This is a genomic window from Rhodopseudomonas sp. B29, assembly GCF_000333455.1.
Taxonomy (GTDB): Bacteria; Pseudomonadota; Alphaproteobacteria; order Rhizobiales; family Xanthobacteraceae; genus Rhodopseudomonas.
In genome coordinates this window covers 1-19,235 of sequence record NZ_BADD01000425.1, presented here as the reverse complement: position 1 = coordinate 19,235, position 19,235 = coordinate 1, and the positions used below count along the sequence as shown (strand labels likewise).

Annotated in this window: 16 protein-coding genes and 4 pseudogenes; 13 read left to right on the top strand and 7 right to left on the bottom strand. The window is 65.2% G+C overall.

Annotated elements, in window-relative coordinates; all coding sequences use genetic code 11:
* Nucleotides 1-4: 4 nt before the first annotated feature.
* Nucleotides 5-1,231, bottom strand: a complete 1,227-nt coding sequence (locus I5M_RS15240) for a branched-chain amino acid ABC transporter substrate-binding protein (RefSeq protein ID WP_022722181.1) — start codon at nucleotides 1,229-1,231, stop codon at nucleotides 5-7.
* Between the two features lie 221 nt (nucleotides 1,232-1,452).
* On the bottom strand, nucleotides 1,453-2,283 hold the full coding sequence (locus I5M_RS15235) for a uroporphyrinogen-III synthase (protein WP_022722180.1): 831 nt from the start codon (nucleotides 2,281-2,283) through the stop codon (nucleotides 1,453-1,455).
* A gap of 114 nt (nucleotides 2,284-2,397) precedes the next feature.
* Here I5M_RS15235 and purU point away from each other — a divergent pair, with 114 nt between their 5' ends.
* The gene (gene purU, locus I5M_RS15230) at nucleotides 2,398-3,258 is read left to right on the top strand and encodes a formyltetrahydrofolate deformylase (RefSeq protein WP_022722179.1); all 861 of its coding nucleotides are present in this window, start codon (nucleotides 2,398-2,400) and stop codon (nucleotides 3,256-3,258) included.
* Between the two features lie 237 nt (nucleotides 3,259-3,495).
* On the opposite strand, the gene I5M_RS15225 is transcribed toward purU, so the two are convergent.
* Nucleotides 3,496-3,786, bottom strand: coding sequence for a hypothetical protein (locus I5M_RS15225; protein ID WP_022722178.1), 291 nt, complete (start codon nucleotides 3,784-3,786; stop codon nucleotides 3,496-3,498).
* A 411-nt stretch (nucleotides 3,787-4,197) separates the two neighbouring features.
* Here I5M_RS15225 and I5M_RS15220 point away from each other — a divergent pair, with 411 nt between their 5' ends.
* From I5M_RS15220 to I5M_RS15205, 4 genes and pseudogenes are all read left to right on the top strand, one after another.
* Complete coding sequence (locus I5M_RS15220) at nucleotides 4,198-5,391, top strand: ABC transporter substrate-binding protein (protein ID WP_051048767.1); 1,194 nt, start codon at nucleotides 4,198-4,200, stop codon at nucleotides 5,389-5,391.
* 230 nt (nucleotides 5,392-5,621) lie between these two features.
* Nucleotides 5,622-6,158 (top strand): annotated as a pseudogene (locus tag I5M_RS15215) (branched-chain amino acid ABC transporter permease); the annotation flags it as partial.
* A 176-nt stretch (nucleotides 6,159-6,334) separates the two neighbouring features.
* Nucleotides 6,335-7,579: an acyl-CoA dehydrogenase gene (locus tag I5M_RS15210; RefSeq protein ID WP_022722175.1), complete on the top strand. Its 1,245-nt coding sequence runs from the start codon at nucleotides 6,335-6,337 to the stop codon at nucleotides 7,577-7,579.
* A gap of 168 nt (nucleotides 7,580-7,747) precedes the next feature.
* Nucleotides 7,748-8,446 carry a nitroreductase gene (locus tag I5M_RS15205; protein WP_031336507.1) on the top strand — a complete coding sequence of 233 codons (699 nt, stop codon included), beginning with the start codon at nucleotides 7,748-7,750 and terminating at the stop codon, nucleotides 8,444-8,446.
* A gap of 239 nt (nucleotides 8,447-8,685) precedes the next feature.
* On the opposite strand, the gene I5M_RS15200 is transcribed toward I5M_RS15205, so the two are convergent.
* On the bottom strand, nucleotides 8,686-9,468 hold the full coding sequence (locus I5M_RS15200; protein WP_022722173.1) for an enoyl-CoA hydratase/isomerase family protein: 783 nt from the start codon (nucleotides 9,466-9,468) through the stop codon (nucleotides 8,686-8,688).
* Nucleotides 9,469-9,489: 21 nt separating this feature from the next.
* Nucleotides 9,490-10,566, bottom strand: coding sequence for a cyclic nucleotide-gated ion channel (locus I5M_RS15195; protein WP_022722172.1), 1,077 nt, complete (start codon nucleotides 10,564-10,566; stop codon nucleotides 9,490-9,492).
* Nucleotides 10,567-10,842: 276 nt separating this feature from the next.
* On the opposite strand from I5M_RS15195, the pseudogene I5M_RS29840 reads away from it, so the two are divergent.
* The 4 genes and pseudogenes from I5M_RS29840 (at nucleotide 10,843) to I5M_RS15175 (ending at nucleotide 15,490) form a co-directional block, all read left to right on the top strand.
* Nucleotides 10,843-11,516: pseudogene (locus I5M_RS29840) on the top strand (Crp/Fnr family transcriptional regulator).
* Between the two features lie 3 nt (nucleotides 11,517-11,519).
* On the top strand, nucleotides 11,520-12,458 hold the full coding sequence (locus I5M_RS15185) for a DUF6537 domain-containing protein (RefSeq protein ID WP_022722171.1): 939 nt from the start codon (nucleotides 11,520-11,522) through the stop codon (nucleotides 12,456-12,458).
* Nucleotides 12,459-12,673: 215 nt separating this feature from the next.
* A pseudogene (locus I5M_RS15180) lies at nucleotides 12,674-13,079 on the top strand (DUF3307 domain-containing protein).
* Nucleotides 13,001-15,490 (top strand): diguanylate cyclase, encoded by a 2,490-nt coding sequence (locus tag I5M_RS15175; RefSeq protein ID WP_244432012.1) that lies wholly within the window; start codon nucleotides 13,001-13,003, stop codon nucleotides 15,488-15,490. Before I5M_RS15180 ends, I5M_RS15175 begins: the two are co-directional and overlap by 79 nt.
* A 132-nt stretch (nucleotides 15,491-15,622) precedes the next feature.
* Here the strand turns inward: I5M_RS15175 and I5M_RS15170 are convergent, their stop codons facing one another.
* Nucleotides 15,623-16,015, bottom strand: a complete 393-nt coding sequence (locus I5M_RS15170; protein WP_022722169.1) for a hypothetical protein — start codon at nucleotides 16,013-16,015, stop codon at nucleotides 15,623-15,625.
* A gap of 285 nt (nucleotides 16,016-16,300) precedes the next feature.
* Between I5M_RS15170 and I5M_RS15165 the strand changes: the two genes are divergently transcribed.
* Nucleotides 16,301-16,708 carry a hypothetical protein gene (locus I5M_RS15165; RefSeq protein ID WP_031336499.1) on the top strand — a complete coding sequence of 136 codons (408 nt, stop codon included), beginning with the start codon at nucleotides 16,301-16,303 and terminating at the stop codon, nucleotides 16,706-16,708.
* 10 nt (nucleotides 16,709-16,718) lie between these two features.
* On the opposite strand, the gene I5M_RS15160 is transcribed toward I5M_RS15165, so the two are convergent.
* Nucleotides 16,719-17,033 (bottom strand): YkgJ family cysteine cluster protein, encoded by a 315-nt coding sequence (locus I5M_RS15160; protein WP_022722167.1) that lies wholly within the window; start codon nucleotides 17,031-17,033, stop codon nucleotides 16,719-16,721.
* A gap of 123 nt (nucleotides 17,034-17,156) precedes the next feature.
* Between I5M_RS15160 and alkB the strand changes: the two genes are divergently transcribed.
* The 3 genes and pseudogenes from alkB to I5M_RS33700 form a co-directional block, all read left to right on the top strand.
* A complete protein-coding gene (gene alkB / locus I5M_RS15155) occupies nucleotides 17,157-17,807 on the top strand; it encodes a DNA oxidative demethylase AlkB (protein WP_022722166.1) in 651 nt (216 codons plus the stop codon).
* A gap of 53 nt (nucleotides 17,808-17,860) precedes the next feature.
* Nucleotides 17,861-19,099 carry an MFS transporter gene (locus I5M_RS15150; protein WP_051048768.1) on the top strand — a complete coding sequence of 413 codons (1,239 nt, stop codon included), beginning with the start codon at nucleotides 17,861-17,863 and terminating at the stop codon, nucleotides 19,097-19,099.
* Between the two features lie 12 nt (nucleotides 19,100-19,111).
* Nucleotides 19,112-19,235, top strand: a pseudogene (locus I5M_RS33700) (alpha-ketoglutarate-dependent dioxygenase AlkB); the annotation flags it as partial.

Here is a 19,235-nt window from a genome sequence, read left to right as displayed (position 1 = left end):
ACGCTTACGGCCGGTCCATCTTGCAGGTGGTCGGGATCACCGTCTTGTCGGTGTCGACCTTGGCGACTTCCTTCCAGCCCCAGCCGGTGTTCTCTTCGTCGAACTGACCCGCCGGGATCGTGCCGAACGAGGAGATGTAGATCGGCTGGAAGAACTGATGGTCTTCCTTGCGCATGAAGCCTTCGCCGCCATCGAGGACTTCGTACTTCATGCCTTCGAGCGCCTGAGCGACCTTCACCGGGTCGAGCGACTTGGCCTTTTCGGCCGCAGCCTTGAACATGCGCATTTCGTTCACGGCGCGCGGGTACCACAGGCTCAGACCGACCTTGGCGCGGAACGCCTTCTCGAAGTCCTGCGACGCCTTGTTCTGAACGTTGGCGAAGCCTTCGGTGATCTGGAACACCTGGTGATCGAGACCGGCCTGCTTGATCGCGGTCGGGCCACCGGCGCCGCCGGCGTAGTAGGTGTACCAGTTGACCTTGAGGCCGGCGTCGGCGGCCGCCTTCAGCAGCAGCGCGATGTCCTGGCCCCAGTTGCCGGTCACGACGGTGTCGGCGCCCGATGCCTTGATCTTGGCGATATAAGGCGCGAAGTCGGTGATCTTGAGCAGCGGGTGCAGCTCGTCGCCGACGATCTGGATGTCAGGACGCTTCTTCGCCAGCATCGCGCGGGCGGTGGTGCGGACCGACTGGCCGAACGAGTAGTCCTGGTTGATCAGGTAGACCTTCTTGATGGACGGCTGATCCTTCATGTAGTTGGTCAGCGCTTCCATCTTGATGTCGGAGTTGGCGTCCCAGCGGAAGTGCCAGAAGCTGCACTTGTCGTTGGTCAGGATCGGGTCGACCGCGGCGTAGTTGAAGTACAGCACTTCCTTGCCGGGATTGCGTTCGTTGAACTTGGTGACGAAGTCCGACAGCGCGCCGGCCACGGCCGAGCCGTTGCCCTGGGTGACGTAGCGAACGCCGGAGTCGATCGCCTTCTGCGCCTGGATCAGGCTTTCCTGGGGATTGGTCTTGTTGTCGAGCGGAACGATCTCGACCTTCTTGCCGAGGATGCCGCCCTGCGCGTTGATCTCGTCGGCGAGATACTGGAAGGTCTTGAGGCCGCCTTCACCGACGCTGGCGCCGCCGCCGGAGAGCGGATCGATGTAGCCGAACTTGACGGTGTCTTGGGCCATCGCGGCTGAGCCGAGCAACGGCAGAGCGATGACGGCTGCGAGAAGTCTACGCATGGTGGTCCTCCCTGTGAACCTTGGTTTGATATTGCCTCGCTGTTAGCGCAGATCGGTCCGGCATTTCAACTGCATCGTCGTCTAAGCGACGCCGCCGTCCGGTGACTTTTTGTGCGTTCGTGGATGATCGTTAATGAGGCAGTCCGACAGCCGGACGCTCGCGAGCGTGCGTCCGGTACCGCGCTCTTGATGAATTCCGCTCGATGGAACCAGCGCCGCGATCAACGCGGCGGACGTGTCGCCAGTGCAGTAATCATCGCGCTGATCAGCGGCTTCATGAAGAATGCGCCGGCCGGCGGAGTGATTGCGGCCGTCAGCCCGTGAGCCTTGAGTTCTTCCGACACCACCGGTCCCACAGACGCGATCGGCGTCGTGTCCAAGCCCTGTCGAAGCCGGTCCTCGCAGCCGCGCGCCTTGGCGACATCGAACAGCCGGCGCACTTGCCCCGAGCTCGTGAGCGCCAGCGCGTCGACGTGGCCTTGCGCCATTTGATCGATCGCGTCGACTACGTTCTGCTCGGCTGCGTGGGCATCGTAGGCATAGGGCAGCACCGGATCGACGGCTGCGCCTTGCGCGGTGATCGCGGCGACCAGTGGCGTATGGTCGCGGTCGGGATAAAGCTGCAGGCCGACGCGACGGCCTGCGAGGTCATAACCCTTCAGTGTCGCGATCACGCCGTCCGAGGTCGGTGCCTCGGCGGTGACGCTCGGCGCCAGTCCGAGTTCGCGCAGCGCCCGGCCGGGCTTGGGGCCGCGAATGAAGCTGCGGCAATGACCGAGCGCTGCGACGAACGCCGGCTCCCGCCCGGTCGCGCGGGCCAGCTTGGCCAGCCGACGCAGACCTTCGCCGGTGAGCAGCACCAGGTCGTCGAATGGCTGCGCGATCAACCGGTCGATCCAGGCCGACACCGGCGCCGGATCCGGCGCATCGACGATCTCGAACATCGGACATTGCAGTACGTCGGCGCCCTGCTCGGCGAGCAGGCGGGAGAACTGGGCCTCCTCGCGGGTCTCCAGGATCAGAATGCGATTGCCGTCGAGTCGTCCGACCATTGAGTGCCTTCCGCGCGAAGTCGCCGGCATCCTGCGCCTTGCGGCGGGATTGGCGCAAGCGGGGGCCGGTGCTAGAGCATTCGCAATCTCCCGCTCGCTGGATCAAGCCCGAAGATGCCGCATCACCAGTATGTTCTGACACTGTCCTGCCCGGACCGCGCCGGCATCGTCGCCGCCGTCACCACATTTCTGTTCGAGAACGGCCAGAACATTCTCGACGCTCAGCAATATAACGACACCGAGAGCGGCCACTTCTTCATGCGGGTGGTGTTCAACGCCGCCGACAAGGTGGTGCCGCTGCCGGCGCTACGCACCGGCTTCGGTGTGGTGGCGGCGAAGTTCACCATGGGCTGGCACATGCGCGACCGCGAGACCAAGCGCAAGGTGATGATCCTGGTGTCGCAATCCGACCATTGCCTCGCCGACATTCTGTATCGCTGGCGCATCGGCGAACTGTCGATGATCCCGACCGCGATCGTGTCCAATCACCCGCGCGAGACCTTCAGCGGCTTCGATTTCGGCGACATCCCGTTCTACCACATGCCGGTGACCAAGGAGACGCGGCGCCAGCAGGAGGCGGCGATCACTGCACTGGTCGCGCAGACCCACAGCGATCTGGTCGTGCTGGCGCGCTACATGCAGATCCTGTCGGACGAGATGTCTCAGCGCCTCGCCGGCCGCTGCATCAACATCCATCATTCCTTCCTGCCGGGCTTCAAGGGCGCCAAGCCGTATCATCAGGCGTTCGATCGCGGCGTCAAACTGATCGGCGCCACCGCGCACTACGTCACCTCGACGCTCGACGAAGGCCCGATCATCGATCAGGACGTCGAGCGCATCAGCCACCGCGACACCCCCGCCGACCTCGTCCGTAAAGGCCGCGACATCGAACGCCGCGTCCTCGCCCGCGCGCTGCACTACCACCTCGACGACCGCGTGATCCTGAACGGGCGCAAGACGGTGGTGTTCAACTGATTTGCCGAGCCGGCGTCGCTACACAGCAAGCGTCATCCTGAGGTGCCCGTTCGACTGCGCGCAAGCGCGGTTGAACGGGCCTCGAAGGATGAGCCACGCGCGCAGTGATAAGCGCACTGCCAAGTCATCCTTCGAGGCTCGCTGCGCTCGCACCTCAGGAAGACGCAAACCGGCATCGACTCCATAGTTCAAACAGAGATCGGGTCGGTCGATGCGGATATCAGCGCCGCCTGCGCATCATTGCGCCGGGCGAGCCGCGCCGGGCGTTTGGCCGGGCTGGGTGCCTTCGATCTTGGCGCGCTCGGCCGCCGGCATCGCCCGCAGCCGCTCCTGCTCCTTCATATAGGCATCGTATTTGGCGGTGCCCGGTCGCGGCGGCGCGTCGGCCGGCAGACCGCCGGCCCATTGCGGGACGTAATCGCCCATGCCTTCGGACAGCTTCTCGTTGATGGTGCCGCAGCCGGTCAGGCCGCACAGCATCGCTGCAGCGGTGAGGACGGCCAGCGAACGGGACAAACGGACACGCATCGAAGGGGGCGACTCAGGGTTCCGGAGGAGGGGACGGCGACTCTTTAGCATGCCGCCGGCGATGCCGCTGCGGTCTCGGTGAGGACGCGACACGATATCGGTTTGGCATACCTGATATCGCACCCATCATGCCGGCTTCCGTGGCATTGATGTGGCCGATCACGCGGCACGAAGACCGCGGACCAGGGCCGGAGCCCAGCCGCCGATCGGCGCGCCGCATCACTGACCAGACAGTTCGATCCCGCCGGCGCCGACATGGCGCGCGGATTTCAGCCGGGCGCGTTCTCGTGGTGCACGACTTCCGCCCTCTCTCACGTGGCTGAGCCGGATTGCAAGACTCCCCGGCCTCGCGTCGCTATGATGATTTTGGGACCAAGCCTCGGCCAAGAGGCAACAAGAGAGGAAGCATCCATGCGGATTGGCAAGAAGCGAATTGGCGAGTCAATGCTGTTGCGGGCGGCCGCCGTCGCCCTTCTGGGCGCGGCATCGACGCTCGCGGCGCAGGCGCAGGAGACCGTCAAGGTTGGCCTGATCCTGCCGATGACCGGCGGCCAGGCGTCGACCGGCAAGCAGATCGACAACGCCATCAAGCTCTACATGAAGCAGCACGGCGACAGCGTCGCCGGCAAGAAGATCGAGATCATCCTCAAGGACGACGCCGCGGTTCCGGACAACACCAAGCGCTTCGCCCAGGAACTGATCGTCAACGACAAGGTCGCCGTCATCGCCGGCTTCGGCATCACGCCGGCGGCGCTGGCCGCGGCGCCGCTCGCCACACAGGCCAAGGTGCCGGAGATCGTGATGGCGGCCGGCACCTCGATCATCACCGAGAAGTCGCCCTATATCGTCCGCACCTCGTTCACGCTGCCGCAGTCGTCCAGCATCATCGGCGACTGGGCCGCCAAGAACGGCATCAAGAAGGTTGCGACGCTGACTTCGGACTACGCGCCGGGCAACGACGCGCTGGCGTCGTTCAAGGAGCACTTCACCGCCGGCGGCGGCCAGATCGTCGAAGAAATCAAGGTGCCGCTCGCCAATCCGGACTTCGCGCCGTTCCTGCAGCGCATGAAGGACGCCAAGCCCGACGCGATGTTCGTGTTCGTGCCGGCCGGGCAGGGCGGCAACTTCATGAAGCAGTTCGCCGAGCGCGGCCTCGACAAGAGCGGCATCAAGGTGATCGGGCCGGGCGACGTCATGGACGACGACCTGCTCAACGGCATGGGCGACACTGCGATCGGCGCCGTCACCGCGCACATCTATTCGGCCGCGCATCCGTCGCAGATGAACAAGGACTTCGTCGCCGCCTACAAGAAGGAGTTCGGCTCGCGTCCGGGCTTCATGGCGGTCGGCGGCTACGACGGAATCCATCTGCTCTACGAAGCCATCAAGAAGACCGGCGGCAAGGTCGACGGCGACTCGCTGATCGCGGCGATGAAAGGCATGGCCTGGGAAAGCCCGCGCGGCCCGATCTCGATCGATCCGGAAACCCGCGACATCGTCCAGAACGTCTACATCCGCAAGGTCGAGAAGGTCGACGGCGAGCTCTACAACATGGAGTTCGAGACCTTTAAGGACGTGAAGGATCCGGGCAAGACGAAGAAGTAACTAGTCATTCGTCATGGCCGGGCTTGTCCCGGCCATCCACGGATCCGCGGACGGCGGCAGTTCGTGGATGCCCGGGACAAGCCCGGGCATGACGGGAAACTATCAACCCGTCATTCCGGGGCGCGCGTAGCGCGAACCCGGAATCTCTAACGGCCCTCAACCTCTGGATTCCGGGTTCGCCCGCTGGCGCGAGCGCCCCGGAATGACGATAGCGAAGTGATTGCGAGCCCATGACCCTTCTCACCATCCTGTTCGACGGCGTCGCCTACGGCATGTTGCTGTTCGTGCTGGCGTGCGGCCTGGCGGTGACGCTGGGGCTGATGAACTTCGTCAATCTGGCCCACGGCGCCTTCGCCATGGCCGGCGGCTATGTCTGCGCCGTGCTGGTCAACAAGGCCGGCTGGCCGTTCTTCGCGGCGCTGCCGTTGGCGTTCCTGGCCAGCGCGCTGATCGGCGCAGTGTTCGAGCGCCTCTTGTATCGCCACCTCTACAACCGCACGCATCTCGATCAGGTGCTGTTCAGCGTCGGCCTCGTCTTCATGTCGGTGGCGGCGGTCGATTTCATCATGGGCTCGTCGCGCGTGTTCATCGAGCTGCCGCAGGCGCTGCAGGGCCAGATCGACCTCGGCGGCGTCGGCATCGGCCGCTACCGGCTGATGATCATCGTCATCTGCGGCCTGCTCACCGCCGGCCTGCAACTCACCCTCGCCAAGACCCGCTTCGGCAGCCGGCTGCGCGCCGCGGTCGACGATCCGCGCGTCGCCTCCAACGCGCTGGCGCTGGCGCTCGGCAGTCTGCCCTATTGGGAAGACCAGCTGATCGACCGCCTGCGCCAGAAGAACGCGGCGTAGATAACAACCGTAGGGTGGGCTCGCTTGCGAGCCCACGTCTTGCAATCGGTGGGCACGCTTCGCTTTGCCCACCCTACGATCAGGAACCCGCGATGAACTTCGACGATACCCCGCAGGAAGCCGAATTCCGCGCCAAGGCCCGCGCTTGGATCGACGCCAACGCGCCCAAGCAATACGAAGACGAACTCCGCAAGTCGTCGCTCGGCCGCTTGCAACTTACCGGCGCTAACGTGCTCGAGGTCGCCAAGGAATGGCAAAAGAAGAAGGCCGATGCCGGCTGGGCGGTGCCGCATTGGCCGAAGGAATACGGTGGCCGCGGCTCGTCGCCGATCGAGCGCGTGATCTGGCAGCAGGAGGAGGGCGTTTACGGTAAGCTCACCCGGCTGTTCATCATCGGCCAGGGCATGTGCGGGCCGACGATGATGGCCTACGCTTCGGAAGACCAGAAGCGGCACTATCTGCCGCCGCTCGCGTCCGGCGAGAAGATCTGGTGCCAGCTGTTCTCCGAACCGGCCGGCGGCTCCGACGTCGCCGGGCTGCGCACCCGCGCCGAGAAGGACGGTGACGACTGGATCATCAACGGCCAGAAGATCTGGACCTCCGGCGCGCACTACTCGGACTACGGCATCCTGATCACCCGCACCGATCCGACCCTGCCCAAGCACAAGGGCCTGACGATGTTCTTCCTCGACATGAAGAGCAAGGGCGTCGAGGTGAAGCCGATCAAGCAGGCCAACGGCAATTCCGACTTCAACGAGGTGTACTTCACCGACGTGCGGATTCCCGACCGCCAGCGCCTCGGCGCCGTCAACGACGGCTGGAACGTGTCGCTGACCACGCTGATGAACGAGCGCATGTCGATCGGCGCCAGCCTCGCCACCGGCTTCCCGGAGATCTTCGAATTCGCCGGCAGCCTGATGCTCGACGACGGCCCGGCGATTGACGACCGCGCCGTGCGCAGCAAGCTGGCGAGCTGGGCGGTGCGCGAGAGCGGGCTGAAGTACACGGCTTTCCGCTCGATTTCGGCGCTGTCCAAGGGCCAGCGGCCGGGGCCGGAGAATTCGATCGGCAAACTGGTCGCCGGCTCGATGATCCAGGACATCGCCACCTACGCGCTCGAATTGCAGGGTGCCGCCGGCGTGCTGAGCGGTCCGGACGAGGCCGAGAGCGCCGGCAAATTCCAGGCGATGCTGCTGCGCTCGCCAGCCACCCGTGTCGAAGGCGGCACCGACGAGATCCTGCGCAACATCATCGCCGAGCGCGTGCTTGGTTTGCCGGGCGACATCCGGGTCGACAAGGACGTGCCTTTCAACCAGATTCCCACCAAGGGGCGGTGAGCCGCCAAACCACGCGCTCGTCATTCCGGGGCGCGAGCGAAAGCTCGCGAACCCGGAATCCCGATATGTTCTGCACCCGAGCGTCCGCCCCACGCGTTGCAGATTCCGGGTTCGCTCACTACGTGAGCGCCCCGGAATGACGATCCCATTTAAATGAGGCCGATGCTGATGACCGACACTGCTGCCACCGCCGCCCCCATCGACGTCCTCGAAGACCTCATGGCGGCGCGGTATTCGTGCCGCGGCTTCAGGCCGGATCCGGTGCCGCGCGCAATCATCGAGCGCATTCTCGGCGCCGCGCAGAAGACCGCGTCGTGGTGCAACAGCCAGCCGTGGCAGGTGGTGATCACCTCGGGCGAGGCGACGAAGAAGTTTCGCGACGCGATCTATCCGGCGGCCGCCAGCGGCGCGCCGATGTCGGGCGATTTCGAATTCCCGCGCGAGTATCGCGGCGTGTATCTCGATCGCCGCCGCGAGAGCGGCTTCCAGCTCTACAACGCCGTCGGCATCGCCCGCGGCGACAAGGCCGCCGCCGCCCAGCAGGCGCTGCAGAATTTCAACTTCTTCGGCGCGCCGCACGTGGCGATCATCTCGAGCGACGAAGCCCTCGGCGTCTACGGCGCCGTCGATTGCGGCGGCTACGTCACTTCGTTCATGCTCGCCGCCCAGGCCCTCGGCGTCGCCACAGTCCCGCAAGCCGCGCTGGCGTTCCACGCCGGCGTCGTCCGCCAGCACTTCGGCCTCGACGACAGCCGCCGCATCGTCTGCGGCATCTCGTTCGGCTATGCGGATACGGAGCACAAGGCGAACAGCTATCGCACCAACCGCGCGGCGATCGGAGAAGCGGCGACGTTTGTGGATGAGTAGGGCGTAGATGGTCGAGCAGCACAGCGAGCGATCCGCCCACCTTCGCGTCGCACTCACCCTCTCTTTCGTCATTCCGGGGCGCGCGTAGCGCGAGCCCGGAATCCATATCCCCTGACGACTGTTACTTAGGCGAGGCGTCGCATCGCAGTGCCCTGATGCGATCTCCGGGAGTATGGATTCCGGGTTCGCCGCTACGCGGCGCCCCGGAATGACGAACGCGAAGATCGAGGGTGAAACGTTCAAAACCGAGGCGCGCGCTTCTCCTTATACGCCGCGATGCCTTCCTTGATTTCGTCGCTGCGCATCGACGCTCGTGCGCGGGTGTCCGCAGCCGCTTCATCCAGCATCCCGCGCGCGAATTCGTTGATGGCTTGCTTCATGCCCGCCATCGCGTTCGGCGCATTGCCGGCGAGCGTGGTGGCGAGCGCATCGACTTCGCGGTCGAGGCGGTCGGCCTTCACCAGTGTCGTCAGATAGCCGATGCGTAGCATCTCGGCGGCATCGATGCGCTGGGCAGTCAGGAACAGCCGCTTGGCGTTGTCGAGGCCCAGGCGCGAGACGTAGCGCTTGATGCCGCCCGGGTAGTAGTGCAGCCCGAGCCGCGCCGCCGGCATGAACATCTCGCAGGCGTCCGAGCCGATGCGGAAATCACAGGCCAGCGCCAGATCGGTCGAGCCGCCGTAGACACCGCCGTTGAGCCGGCAGATCGTCGGCACGCGCAGGTCTTCCAGCCGGTTGGCGACGCGTTCGAACGCCGAGCTTGGCGTCTCGCTGTCTGCTTCGGATTGCGAATTTTCGGCGATCTCGCCGAGATCGAAGCCGGCCGAGAACGCGCGTCCGGTGCCGGTCAGCACCAGCACGCGGATCGCGGCGTCCGCCTCGATCTGATCGAAATGCGCCAGCAGGGTCGTGAGGTCGTCGGCGACGAGGCGGTTGAGATGCCGCGGCCGGTTCAGCCGGATGGTGGCGCGGGCGCCGTCGATGGTGAGCAGCGGCGTCGAATCGCCGTCCGTTTCGGTCATGGGTTACAGACTCCGGAGGAACTAACTGTTCTCGGCCGCGCGCCGCCGCGCTTCGGCGTCGATCGTGGCGGCGAGGTCGGGGTGTCGCGCCATCAGCACGCGGAAGTCGACGAGGTCGAGGATCAGCAGCCGTGAGATCGTGGTGGTGGTGATGTTGGCCGAGCGCACATTGTTGCCGAGCAGCGCCATCTCGCCGAAGAACGCGCCGGGGCCGAGCCGCACTTTCTTGCCGGGCAGATCGACTTCGACCTCGCCGGAAGCGATGAAGTACATGCAGTCGCCGGGCTGGCCCTTCTTGATGATGGTGACGCGCGGCGGCAGATCGATGGTGCGCAGCATGTTGGTGACGCCGGCGATCGCCGACGGCCCGAGTGCGGCGAAGAACGGAACTCTGCTGACGGCTTCCCAGGTCTTGAGGAAATTTTCGCGACGCGTCTCGGCGGCAAAGCCGGTCGCCAGAATGCCTGTCCACAGGCCGAAGACGCCCAGGCCGGAGATCATCACCAGCGCGCCGACGACGCGGCCGAGCGGCGTCACCGGCACCACGTCGCCATAACCGGTCGTGGTGAGAGTCGTCACCGCCCACCAGAAGGTCGCCGGCAGGCTGCTGAAGGCGGCCGGCTGCGCCTCGTGCTCCAGGGCGAATTCGGCCACCGACGCGACGAACAGCACCGTGAGGAAAATCACCGCGACGCTGATCAGCGACGCCGATTCCAGCACCATCACCCGCCGGAGCTGACGCAGCCCCGAGATGCCCGGCACCAGCTTCAGCACCCAGACCACCGCGCACAGCCACGCCGCCTGCGCACCGACGCCGACCGCGAAGGCGATCGGCACCGCGAGCGCCCCGGCGGCGTCGGCGATCCCCGCGAACGACGCCGCATAGACGCTGGCACGGCGTACCCGGATGGCGACCCAGACCCGATAGCTCCATTCGGCGATCATCGCAGCAAGGCACAGCGCCAACGCCGCATTGATCGCCACGGCGGCGGCGGCGTAGACGCCGTCCACCGTCATGAGCGTCAGCAGGGCGAGCCCGATCGCGGCCGCGAGCCGTCCGGCGCGCGAAAGGCCACGCCCGGTGGTCGGAGCCAGCATTTGCAGGAGGGGCGACACGCGGCGAACTGATGCCTCGGACCGGGCCGGCGCGGGTCCGGCGATGGAAACTGCGCCGAAACCTGCCTGCGCCGCCTTACGGCGTCAACGTTGGCGGTGCCCGGTGGCCGGGTACGCTTTTGCCGGCGGATCGTTTATATTCGGGTCGTTCTTCGCGTGTATCGGCGGCCGCGAGCGGGATTGACCGCCTGCGGCCGATTTGGCGTGGCGGGGCCGCCGCGCTGACAATTCCGTTGTTCGGTAGATTGGACGACCCCGATGGATATGTCCCAACTCGCCCATCACGCCGGCATGGCCGGCGGTTTGTTCGCGACGATCTTCGTGGTCGCGACCTACACGATGCGGACGATGATCCCGCTGCGCGTGTTCGGCATCCTGACCAACCTGGCGCTGATCGCGGCGTCGATCCCGACCCACAACTATCCGGTGCTGGTGCTTCACGGCGTGCTGCTGCCGCTCAACGCCTGGCGGTTGCATCAGATGCTTCAGCTCGTCCGGGACGTCAAACGCTCGGTCAACAGCGACCTGTCGATGGAATGGCTGAAGCCGTTCATGACCGAGCGCAAATGCGAAGCCGGCGAGGAGCTGTTCTACAAGGACGAACGCGCCGAGGAGATGTTCTACATCGTCAGCGGCCGCTTCCGCCTGGTTGATCCGGCATCGAATTGCCGGTCGGCGCCATCGTCGGCGAACTCGGCATGCTGTCGCCGTCGCACACCCGCACGCAGACACTCGAATGCATCGAGTCCGGCGTTGTGCTCGGCGTCAGCTATCGCCAGGTCGAGGAGCTGTACGTGCAGAACCCCGAGTTCGGCTTCTACTTCCTGCGGCTCGCCAGCGCGCGGCTGTTTCAGAACATCGACACGCTGGAAAAGCGGTTGGCGCAGACCGAAATCGCGCCGCCGGCCGAAGTCGTCGCAGATACGGCGTAGCACATGGCGGCCTATCTCGACGCGTTGCGCTCCACGCTGGCCGAGCTGCTCGGTCAGAACGAGCTGGAGACCCCGGTTGTCCTGCCGCAGCAATTGCCCGCTGCGTTGCGCGGCGATGTCGAGCAGGCGGTCGCCATTCTGATCACCTATCAGAACCCCGGCTATGCCCAGCTTTATCTCGAGCGGCTCGGCCGCTTCGCCGGGCGGCGGGACGTATCAGAGGTTCTGCTATCGGAAATCGCCCGGCTGCTGCTCGACCGCATGGCCTATGAGGACCCGATCCGCATCGCGCAGCTCACGCTGGATGAAGCGGCGATCGGTCCCGACGGCGTGCCGGCGCGCCGCGTCGATAAGAAATGCCGCTTCCGCATCGACGAGATGGTGGCGGCGCTGCCCGAGGTGGTGGCCGATCCGGTGCTCGATACGCTCGGCCGCGTCGGCTTGCTGCACATGCCGATGAAGATACGCTTCAACGCCACCGATTGGCTCGGCGTCCGCCGCTTGCGTATCGAAGCTTCGCTGCGCCGCTGGCGGCTGCTCTCGGTCCGCTATGCCGTCGAGCGCGTCTGGGTCGAGCGCTGGCTGCATATGATCGACCGCGCGCTCAGCCAGCGGCCGGACAGCGTGATGGCGATCGTGCACAGCGCCACCATGGTGCGCGGCTATGGCGATCACTATCGCTACGGCATGGCGAACTGGAGTCTGATCATCGACACGCTGATCAAGCCGGCGCTGTGCGGCGATCTGCAGTTGCCGGATCTGCCTGCGGCGATCGCGGAGGCGAGGGCAGCGGCATTGCCTGAACGCAAGCAGATCACATTGCGGCGGGTGATATCGGCGATTCGCGTGCGCGCCGGGGCATCGCCGCTGCCGCCGGCCAAGCGCGCCCGCCGGCGCAATCGCGCCCGGCTCGAAGTTGATACCAAGCTACCTCCCGCATGAGCGAGCTTGGTCGAGCTGACGTGTTTTCAGGGTTATCTGCACGCCCAAGGCGATGCCTGAGACGCCGCGTGCATTCAGCAAAGGGAAGTGCCATAAATCTCGGCCGGCCGCTCGGGCCGGCCACGATGCTCAGCGCTCGTGCGGGGTATGTCGATCGGCTCGCTTCGCGGTTGCTGGTTCGTCTCTCCCGCAGGGCTCAGCAAAGGGCGCAAGCTTTGATCCTTCCGCAGATGTCCTCGACCATTGCCGTAGGTGCACTGAACGGGATGGATGTTACTCCTCACGGTCAAGCACGTTTTCGCCGATTTCATCTTCCAGAATTCGTGGATGGCGCTCGGCAAAGACAAGAAGACCGGCTGGGCGCTGCCGCTATTGGCGCATTGCGCCGTTCATCTGGTCCTCACCACCTCGCTGCTGTTAATCCTCGCGCCGCGCTTCTGGTTTCTCGGGCCGGTCGACTTCCTGATTCATATCGCGATCGACCGCGCCAAGGGTTTCTGCGTGGCGACGTTCGAGATCACGTCGACGGATCGCTGGTTCTGGTGGCTGATCGGGACGGACCAGGCCTTGCATCATTTGACAGGTTTCGGGTTGTCTATTCTGCTTGCTGCCAACGCCTGATTGTTCTGCTGATCGGCGTTCAGGCCGCGCTCCAGCCGCTAGCTGCATTTCGACGACAATCTATTTGCAAATGGTTTGCTCTGATCGTTAGTCCCGTAATTTTACCGGGTCTCGAATTAACGCGTGGACGACGGCTGTTAACTACCGTCGTTGTGCGAAGCGCCTATTCGAAATCGGAGGGATCGGCTCCGCGGTTAACGCCGGGTGCCGATGTGATGGCCAGTTTTTTCGAATCCCAACTCGACTTCATCTACTTCTTCTACGGGCTGGGCTTCCTTCTGCTCGGGGTGCTCTGCCTTGCCATCGCCAATCAGCAGAATTCGCGTTCCGCCCATATGCGGTTGCTTGGCCTGTTCGCCTGTTCGCACGGCGTGCTGGGATGGATCGAAACGGCGACGGTCGTAACGGCCGATACGGCCTGGCTCAGTGCAATCCGCACGGCGCTGATGGTGATCTCCTTTGGCCTTCTTTGCGAATTCGCCCGCCGCGGTCTGGCGCGGCTTGGCTTCTCGATCTCGGCCCTCACCTACGTGCCGGTCCTGGCTGTGCTGATCTTCGCCGGCTACTTTGCAGGGCTCGACGGGGCCAAAGTTCTATCTCGCTACTTGATGTGTCTGCCCGGTTCGCTCGGCGCCGCTGCGGTCATTCTCGCCGACCGCCGCGTCCCGCATCAGGACGGCCGAACGCTCATGGCCTGCATCGCCGGCGGCTTCGTCCTCTACGCGCTCTGTGCAGGCTTCATCGGCGAACCTGCGCCATTCTGGCCTGCCTCGCATATCAACCAGGACTGGTTTCTGAGAGAGACCGGAATTCCCATCCAACTCCTCCGCGGAGCTCTCGCGGTAGCGCTTGCGGCTCTGGTGTGGGGAGCCTGGGGCCAGCGCCTCATGAGGGCGTTCAATTCGCCACGCTACAGCGACTACCTCAAGAAGCAGTTCGTCGGTGTCATCGCGACGATGGCCGCGATTCTGGTCCTCGGCTGGGCGCTGACCGATGTGCTGGGCAATCTGCATCGCGCCCATCTTGAGTCCGAGGCCTCCGGTGACAGTGATCTGCTGGTCGGACGATTGAGCGGCGCTGTCGCGCCGGCGGATGCCGTGGTGCGGTTGCTGGCGCAATCCGGCGATGTTCAGCGCATGCTGACGAGTGGTGATCAGGCCGGTCAATCGGTGCTCGATTCCCATGTGGCAGCGGCGGAGGCCGTTCGGGGCATGATCGTCGATGCGTCGGGCAGGGTGGTCGACACCTCGGAGCGCCGCGAGGCTGCGCTGCTCGGCATGCCCTACCAGCAGTCGAAGTCATGGTTTGGCCGGGCGATGGTCGGCGACCAAGGCCGCGACCTCGAGATCGATCCGATCACTGGGGCGCGCGACTACGTCACCAGCGCGCCGGTGCGTGACAGCAGCGGGAAAATCATCGGCGTCGCCATGTTGGAGAAGTCGCTGGATCCGCTGGCTGGCGATCTACGTCACTTCGATCAGCCGTTCTTTCTTGTCGACGCTGGCGGGCTGGTGTTGATCACCAACCAGGCTTGCGAAATCCTGAGGGCACTGTGGCCACGGCCGGACCTGGTGCCATTGCGGCTCAACGATCGGATCGCCGGGCATCCGCCGGCGCTGCTGAGCCATGAGGTGTTCGGCGGCGAATGGACCAGCTACGCCGGTCGTCCTTCGTACGTCCTGCGACGTCCGCTGCCGGACACCTCGCTGTCGCTGGTGCTGGCGCTGCCGGCAACTGGTCTGGTGCCGAGTCGACTGCTCGGGCTCATCGTCACGTCGCAGGTGGCGATGGCGGCTTTGTTCTATTTCTTCGGCCGCGAGCGCGGCGTCCGTGATCGGGTTCAGCATCTGCGACGCGTGGCGTTGCAGGATCGTGCACGGGCGCTTGCGGAGCAGGCTGCGACCGATCCGCTGACCGGCCTGTTCAATCGCTTGCGGTTCAACGAACGGCTGGAACACGAATTGATCAGCCGGCAGCGGACCGGACGGCCATTCTCATTGATCTTCTTCGACGTGGATCACTTCAAGGAGGTCAATGATCTTTACGGCCATCCGGCCGGCGACCAGGTGCTGGTGCGAATGTCGCAAACCATTGCTGCAGCCTTGAGGCGAACCGACATGCTGGCGCGGTGGGGTGGCGAAGAGTTCGTCATCTTGCTAGACGAAACCGACGTGCTGGCCGCCGCCGAGGTGGCCGAGAAGCTTCGCCTGCTCGTCGCCCACATGGTGTTCGATCAGGTCGGTCGCGTGACGGCGAGTTTCGGCGTCGCGGAAGTCGCCGCCGACGACAATGCCGAGACACTGATGTCGCGCGTCGACAATGCGCTGTACCGCGCCAAGCTCAACGGACGCAATCGCGTCGAAGTCGACGCGCCTCTGATTGACGCTGCCGCGCTCTCGCCCGTCGACTAGGCAAGTTCCTCCTCGGGCGGGATCAGAACTGCCGATACGACGACAGCGATGCTGTCGCGGCGAGGCGCAACGTGCGCCTCGAACCATGAACAGCGGGCACCCATAGTCTCACATCCGGATTCGCGAGAGCGATCAGGCGCTCAGCCTGTTCGCGTTCTGGTCTGGTGCGGAGTTTTCGGCTGCGCTTGTGCCGATGCCGGGTAGTTTGCCGGTGAACCTCGCGTTGGCCTTCATGAATTGCTGCTGATACGCGATGACGTCTTCGAGCAGCCGGGCCGATGCGCTGGCGGCCCAGTCCTGATACTCGCGCCACACGTCGAGCGGTGTTGCGGCTTCACCCATGCGGCGAGCTAACTGCAACGCCGCCTCGGTGCCGGCCTTGCGGCGCTCGAACCAGCCTTCGGCATATTCTTTCATGCTGCCGAGAAGGCTCTCTTCGCCCTGCCAGAAAGTGACGCCGAGCGGAGCGTAGCTCTTGGCCGTCGGCTGCAGCAGATTCGGGAACAACGTCACGGGATCGTTCATCTGAAGTCTCCATCGTCACGAATGCCAGATGGAACCAGCCGGAGGCCCACGATGAACCAAGCGCTGGGTCCTCTGGCTAAAGCAATATTAACTTAGTTCCGGAAGCGCGCAGCTCACAATCGCTCGACCCTCGTCACGGGAACCGCGATTCGTTCCATGCAGTTGCGAAAGTGAGTCGCATCACAAACGCAATCATGAAGTAGTGGTACTAGGGGACTTAGTTAACCGGTCGTTTACAAGTTAGACAGCATCCTCGGCATCGGAAAAACGTTCGGGAGAATGCCGATGTGGTCGAGCCGCGAAGCTTTCGGAGAAGACGTTTGTCCTGTCCAGGATGATCTCCTGGGTCAGATGTATCGCGCCAACGAGCACGGTCTGCCGGTCCTGATCGACAGCGTGTCGTCGGACGTCCGCGCCATGCTGGCGCTGTTCTGCTACAAGCGGGCGCATCTGCATCCGCTTGCTCTGGCGATCGCCGCAAGCTGCGAGCAGCGTGATCTGATCGCCGCCGGCGGCCGTGTCGGGTCGGTGCTCTACGCACTGTCGCGGGAAGCCGCGCCGCGAAGGGTGACGACGAGCTACAGCACGCGCAAGGCGATCTCGCTGTCGACCGCGCCGCTGTCGCACTTCGCGCCGCTCGATCAGGACCTCGATCTCGACGAGGACGAGCCGGCGCCGTCCGTCGCCAGCTGAGGCTCTTTGCTCAGGTGAGGGGCGCGAGCCCGAACTTGCGTCGCGCCATGTTGCATTCCGCGTCTCCGGGCAGGCAGACGCGGCAAACATCCGGCCGCAGGTCATAGATCGTGCAGGCGGTAGCTTGGCCGATCGTGCCGGCCAGCGCCGCGCAGCGATCGCCGTCGCAGCGCATGCCGGATTGGCGGTCGTTCACCAGCGCCGCCGGGATAGCATCGAGCGCCTCATCCGGTTCGATCGTAAAGCGCGGCCAATTGGCCGAATAGCCGCAGCAGGCGCCGCAGCTCTGGCAGGGATTGTCCACGATGTCGCTGGCGCCGGTCATGGCGCCGGTTTACGCCTCGGCGCGCTGTCACGCCATGGCTCTCAAAGTGTGGGCGGCGCAGGTTGATGCCCGGCTGGAAAGCTGCGACGCTTCGCAAATTCCGTCCGAGCCGAACCCGCCAGCATGACTGATCTGTTCGATACATTGACCGAGCCGCTGCCGCAGCGGGAGGAGATTGCCGCCAGCGCCGTGTTGCTGCGCGGCTTCGCGCGCCCCGGCGATCGCGATGTGCTCGACGCAATCGACTCCGTGATCAAGCGCGCGCCGTTCCGCCACATGCAGACGCCGGGCGGGCACGCCATGAGCGTGGCGATGACGAGTTGTGGCAGGGCCGGCTGGGTCACCGACCGCCGCGGCTATCGTTACGCCGCGGACGATCCGGACAGCGGCCGGCCGTGGCCGCAGATGCCGGACGTGCTGAGCAGCCTCGCCCAGCGCGCAGCCGCCGAGGCGGGGTTTGCCGACTTCGATCCCGACGCCTGCCTGATCAACCGCTATGTGCCCGGCGCCAAGATGGCGCTGCATCAGGACAAGGACGAACGTGACTTTTCGGCGCCGATCGTCTCGGTGTCGCTCGGCCTGCCGGCGATCTTTCAGTTCGGTGGCATGGCCCGCAGCGACAAGCCGCGCCGCTACGAACTACGCCACGGCGACGTGCTTGTCTGGGGCGGACCGTCGCGCCTCGTGTATCATGGCGTGCTGACGCTGAAGGACGGCGAGCATCCGCTGCTCGGCCGCCAACGCATCAACCTGACGTTCCGCAAGGCGCTGTGACGCGCGGCGGTGCCCGGCGCGAGCCGGCCGATGAGGACATGGAAGGAGAGGCGATGACCGATCTGGCGATCGACGAAGCCGTGGCCGACCGTGACGGCGGTGTCAGACGCGCCGGCGTCTATATCGCCTGGTTGCAGCTGGTGTTCACGCTGGGCTGGACCACCTACGTGATCTATCTCCCGAAGCTCGCCGCCGAGGTCGGCATCGCGCCCGGCGCGGTGATCCTGATCCTGATGCTCGACCAGGCGATCTTCACCATCACCGACACCGTGATGGGCGTCGCCGCCGACAAGGTCGCGGCGGTGGTCGGCCGGCTCGGCATCTTCGTCGGCATCGTCACCGCGTTGTCCTGTGCCGCTTTTGTGGCGATGCCGTTCGTCGCCGGCGCCGGGCCGAGCGCGCAGATCGCTTTCATCGCAATCATCGTGGTGTGGTCGGCGACCTCGTCGGCGCTCCGGGCGCCGCCGCTGACGCTGTTCGGCAAATACGGCGCACGGCCGTCGCTGCCGTTCCTCTCGGCGCTGACCATGCTCGGTTACGGCGTCGCCGGCGCGGTGTCGCCTTATCTCGGCGTGGTGATGAAGGACATCGATGCGCGGCTGCCGTTCGTGATATCGAGCCTGGTACTGCTGGTCACGACGCTGTCGCTGATCGCGGTCGAGCGCTCGCTCGCGCATCGGCCCGCCGCGCGGCGGCCGCGGCCGCCGGCCAAGCAGCTCGGCCGCGTGCCGGTGGCGTTCATCGGCGCCATGCTGCTGCTGGCGCTCGGCTATCAGATGCATTTCGCCGTCAACACCGCGCCGTTCTTCCTGCGTTTCGCCAAGCCGGACGATCTGCAATGGCTGATGCCGGTGTTCTGGATCGGCTTCAACATCGCGCTGTTTCCGGCCAGCATTGTCGTCAAGCATCGCGGCGGGCTGATGGTGATGGGTGCCACCGGCCTGCTCGGCGCGGTCGCGGTGGTCGCCGCCGAACAGGCCGGGAGCCTCAATCTGATGATCGCGGCGCAGTTCGTCGCCGGTGCGGCATGGGGGTGCATGCTGATGAGCGCTGTGTCGGCGGCCCTGGCGATCGGCCAAACGGGTGCCGAGGGCAAGCTCACCGGACTTGTGTTCTCGGCGCTGGCGCTGGCCACCTTCGCGCGGATGGCGGCGGTCGCCGGCGGACTGCAGAAGCTGCCCGACTACGCGCCACTGTTGCATTGGGCGCCGGTGGCGTGCTGGTCGGTGGCCGGCGCGGGCCTGCTGGTGCTGGCGGCGTCGCGGCTGCGGCCGACGGTGGAGACTGCGTAGCAGCCCGAGAGCGGCGATGTTTTCGTCTGGGGCGGCCCGCTGTGCGTCGTGTATCACGGCGTGCTGGTGCTGAAAGACGGCGAGTCTTCGCGGCTCGGCCGTCAGCGCATCAACCTGACGTTCCGCAAGGGGCCGT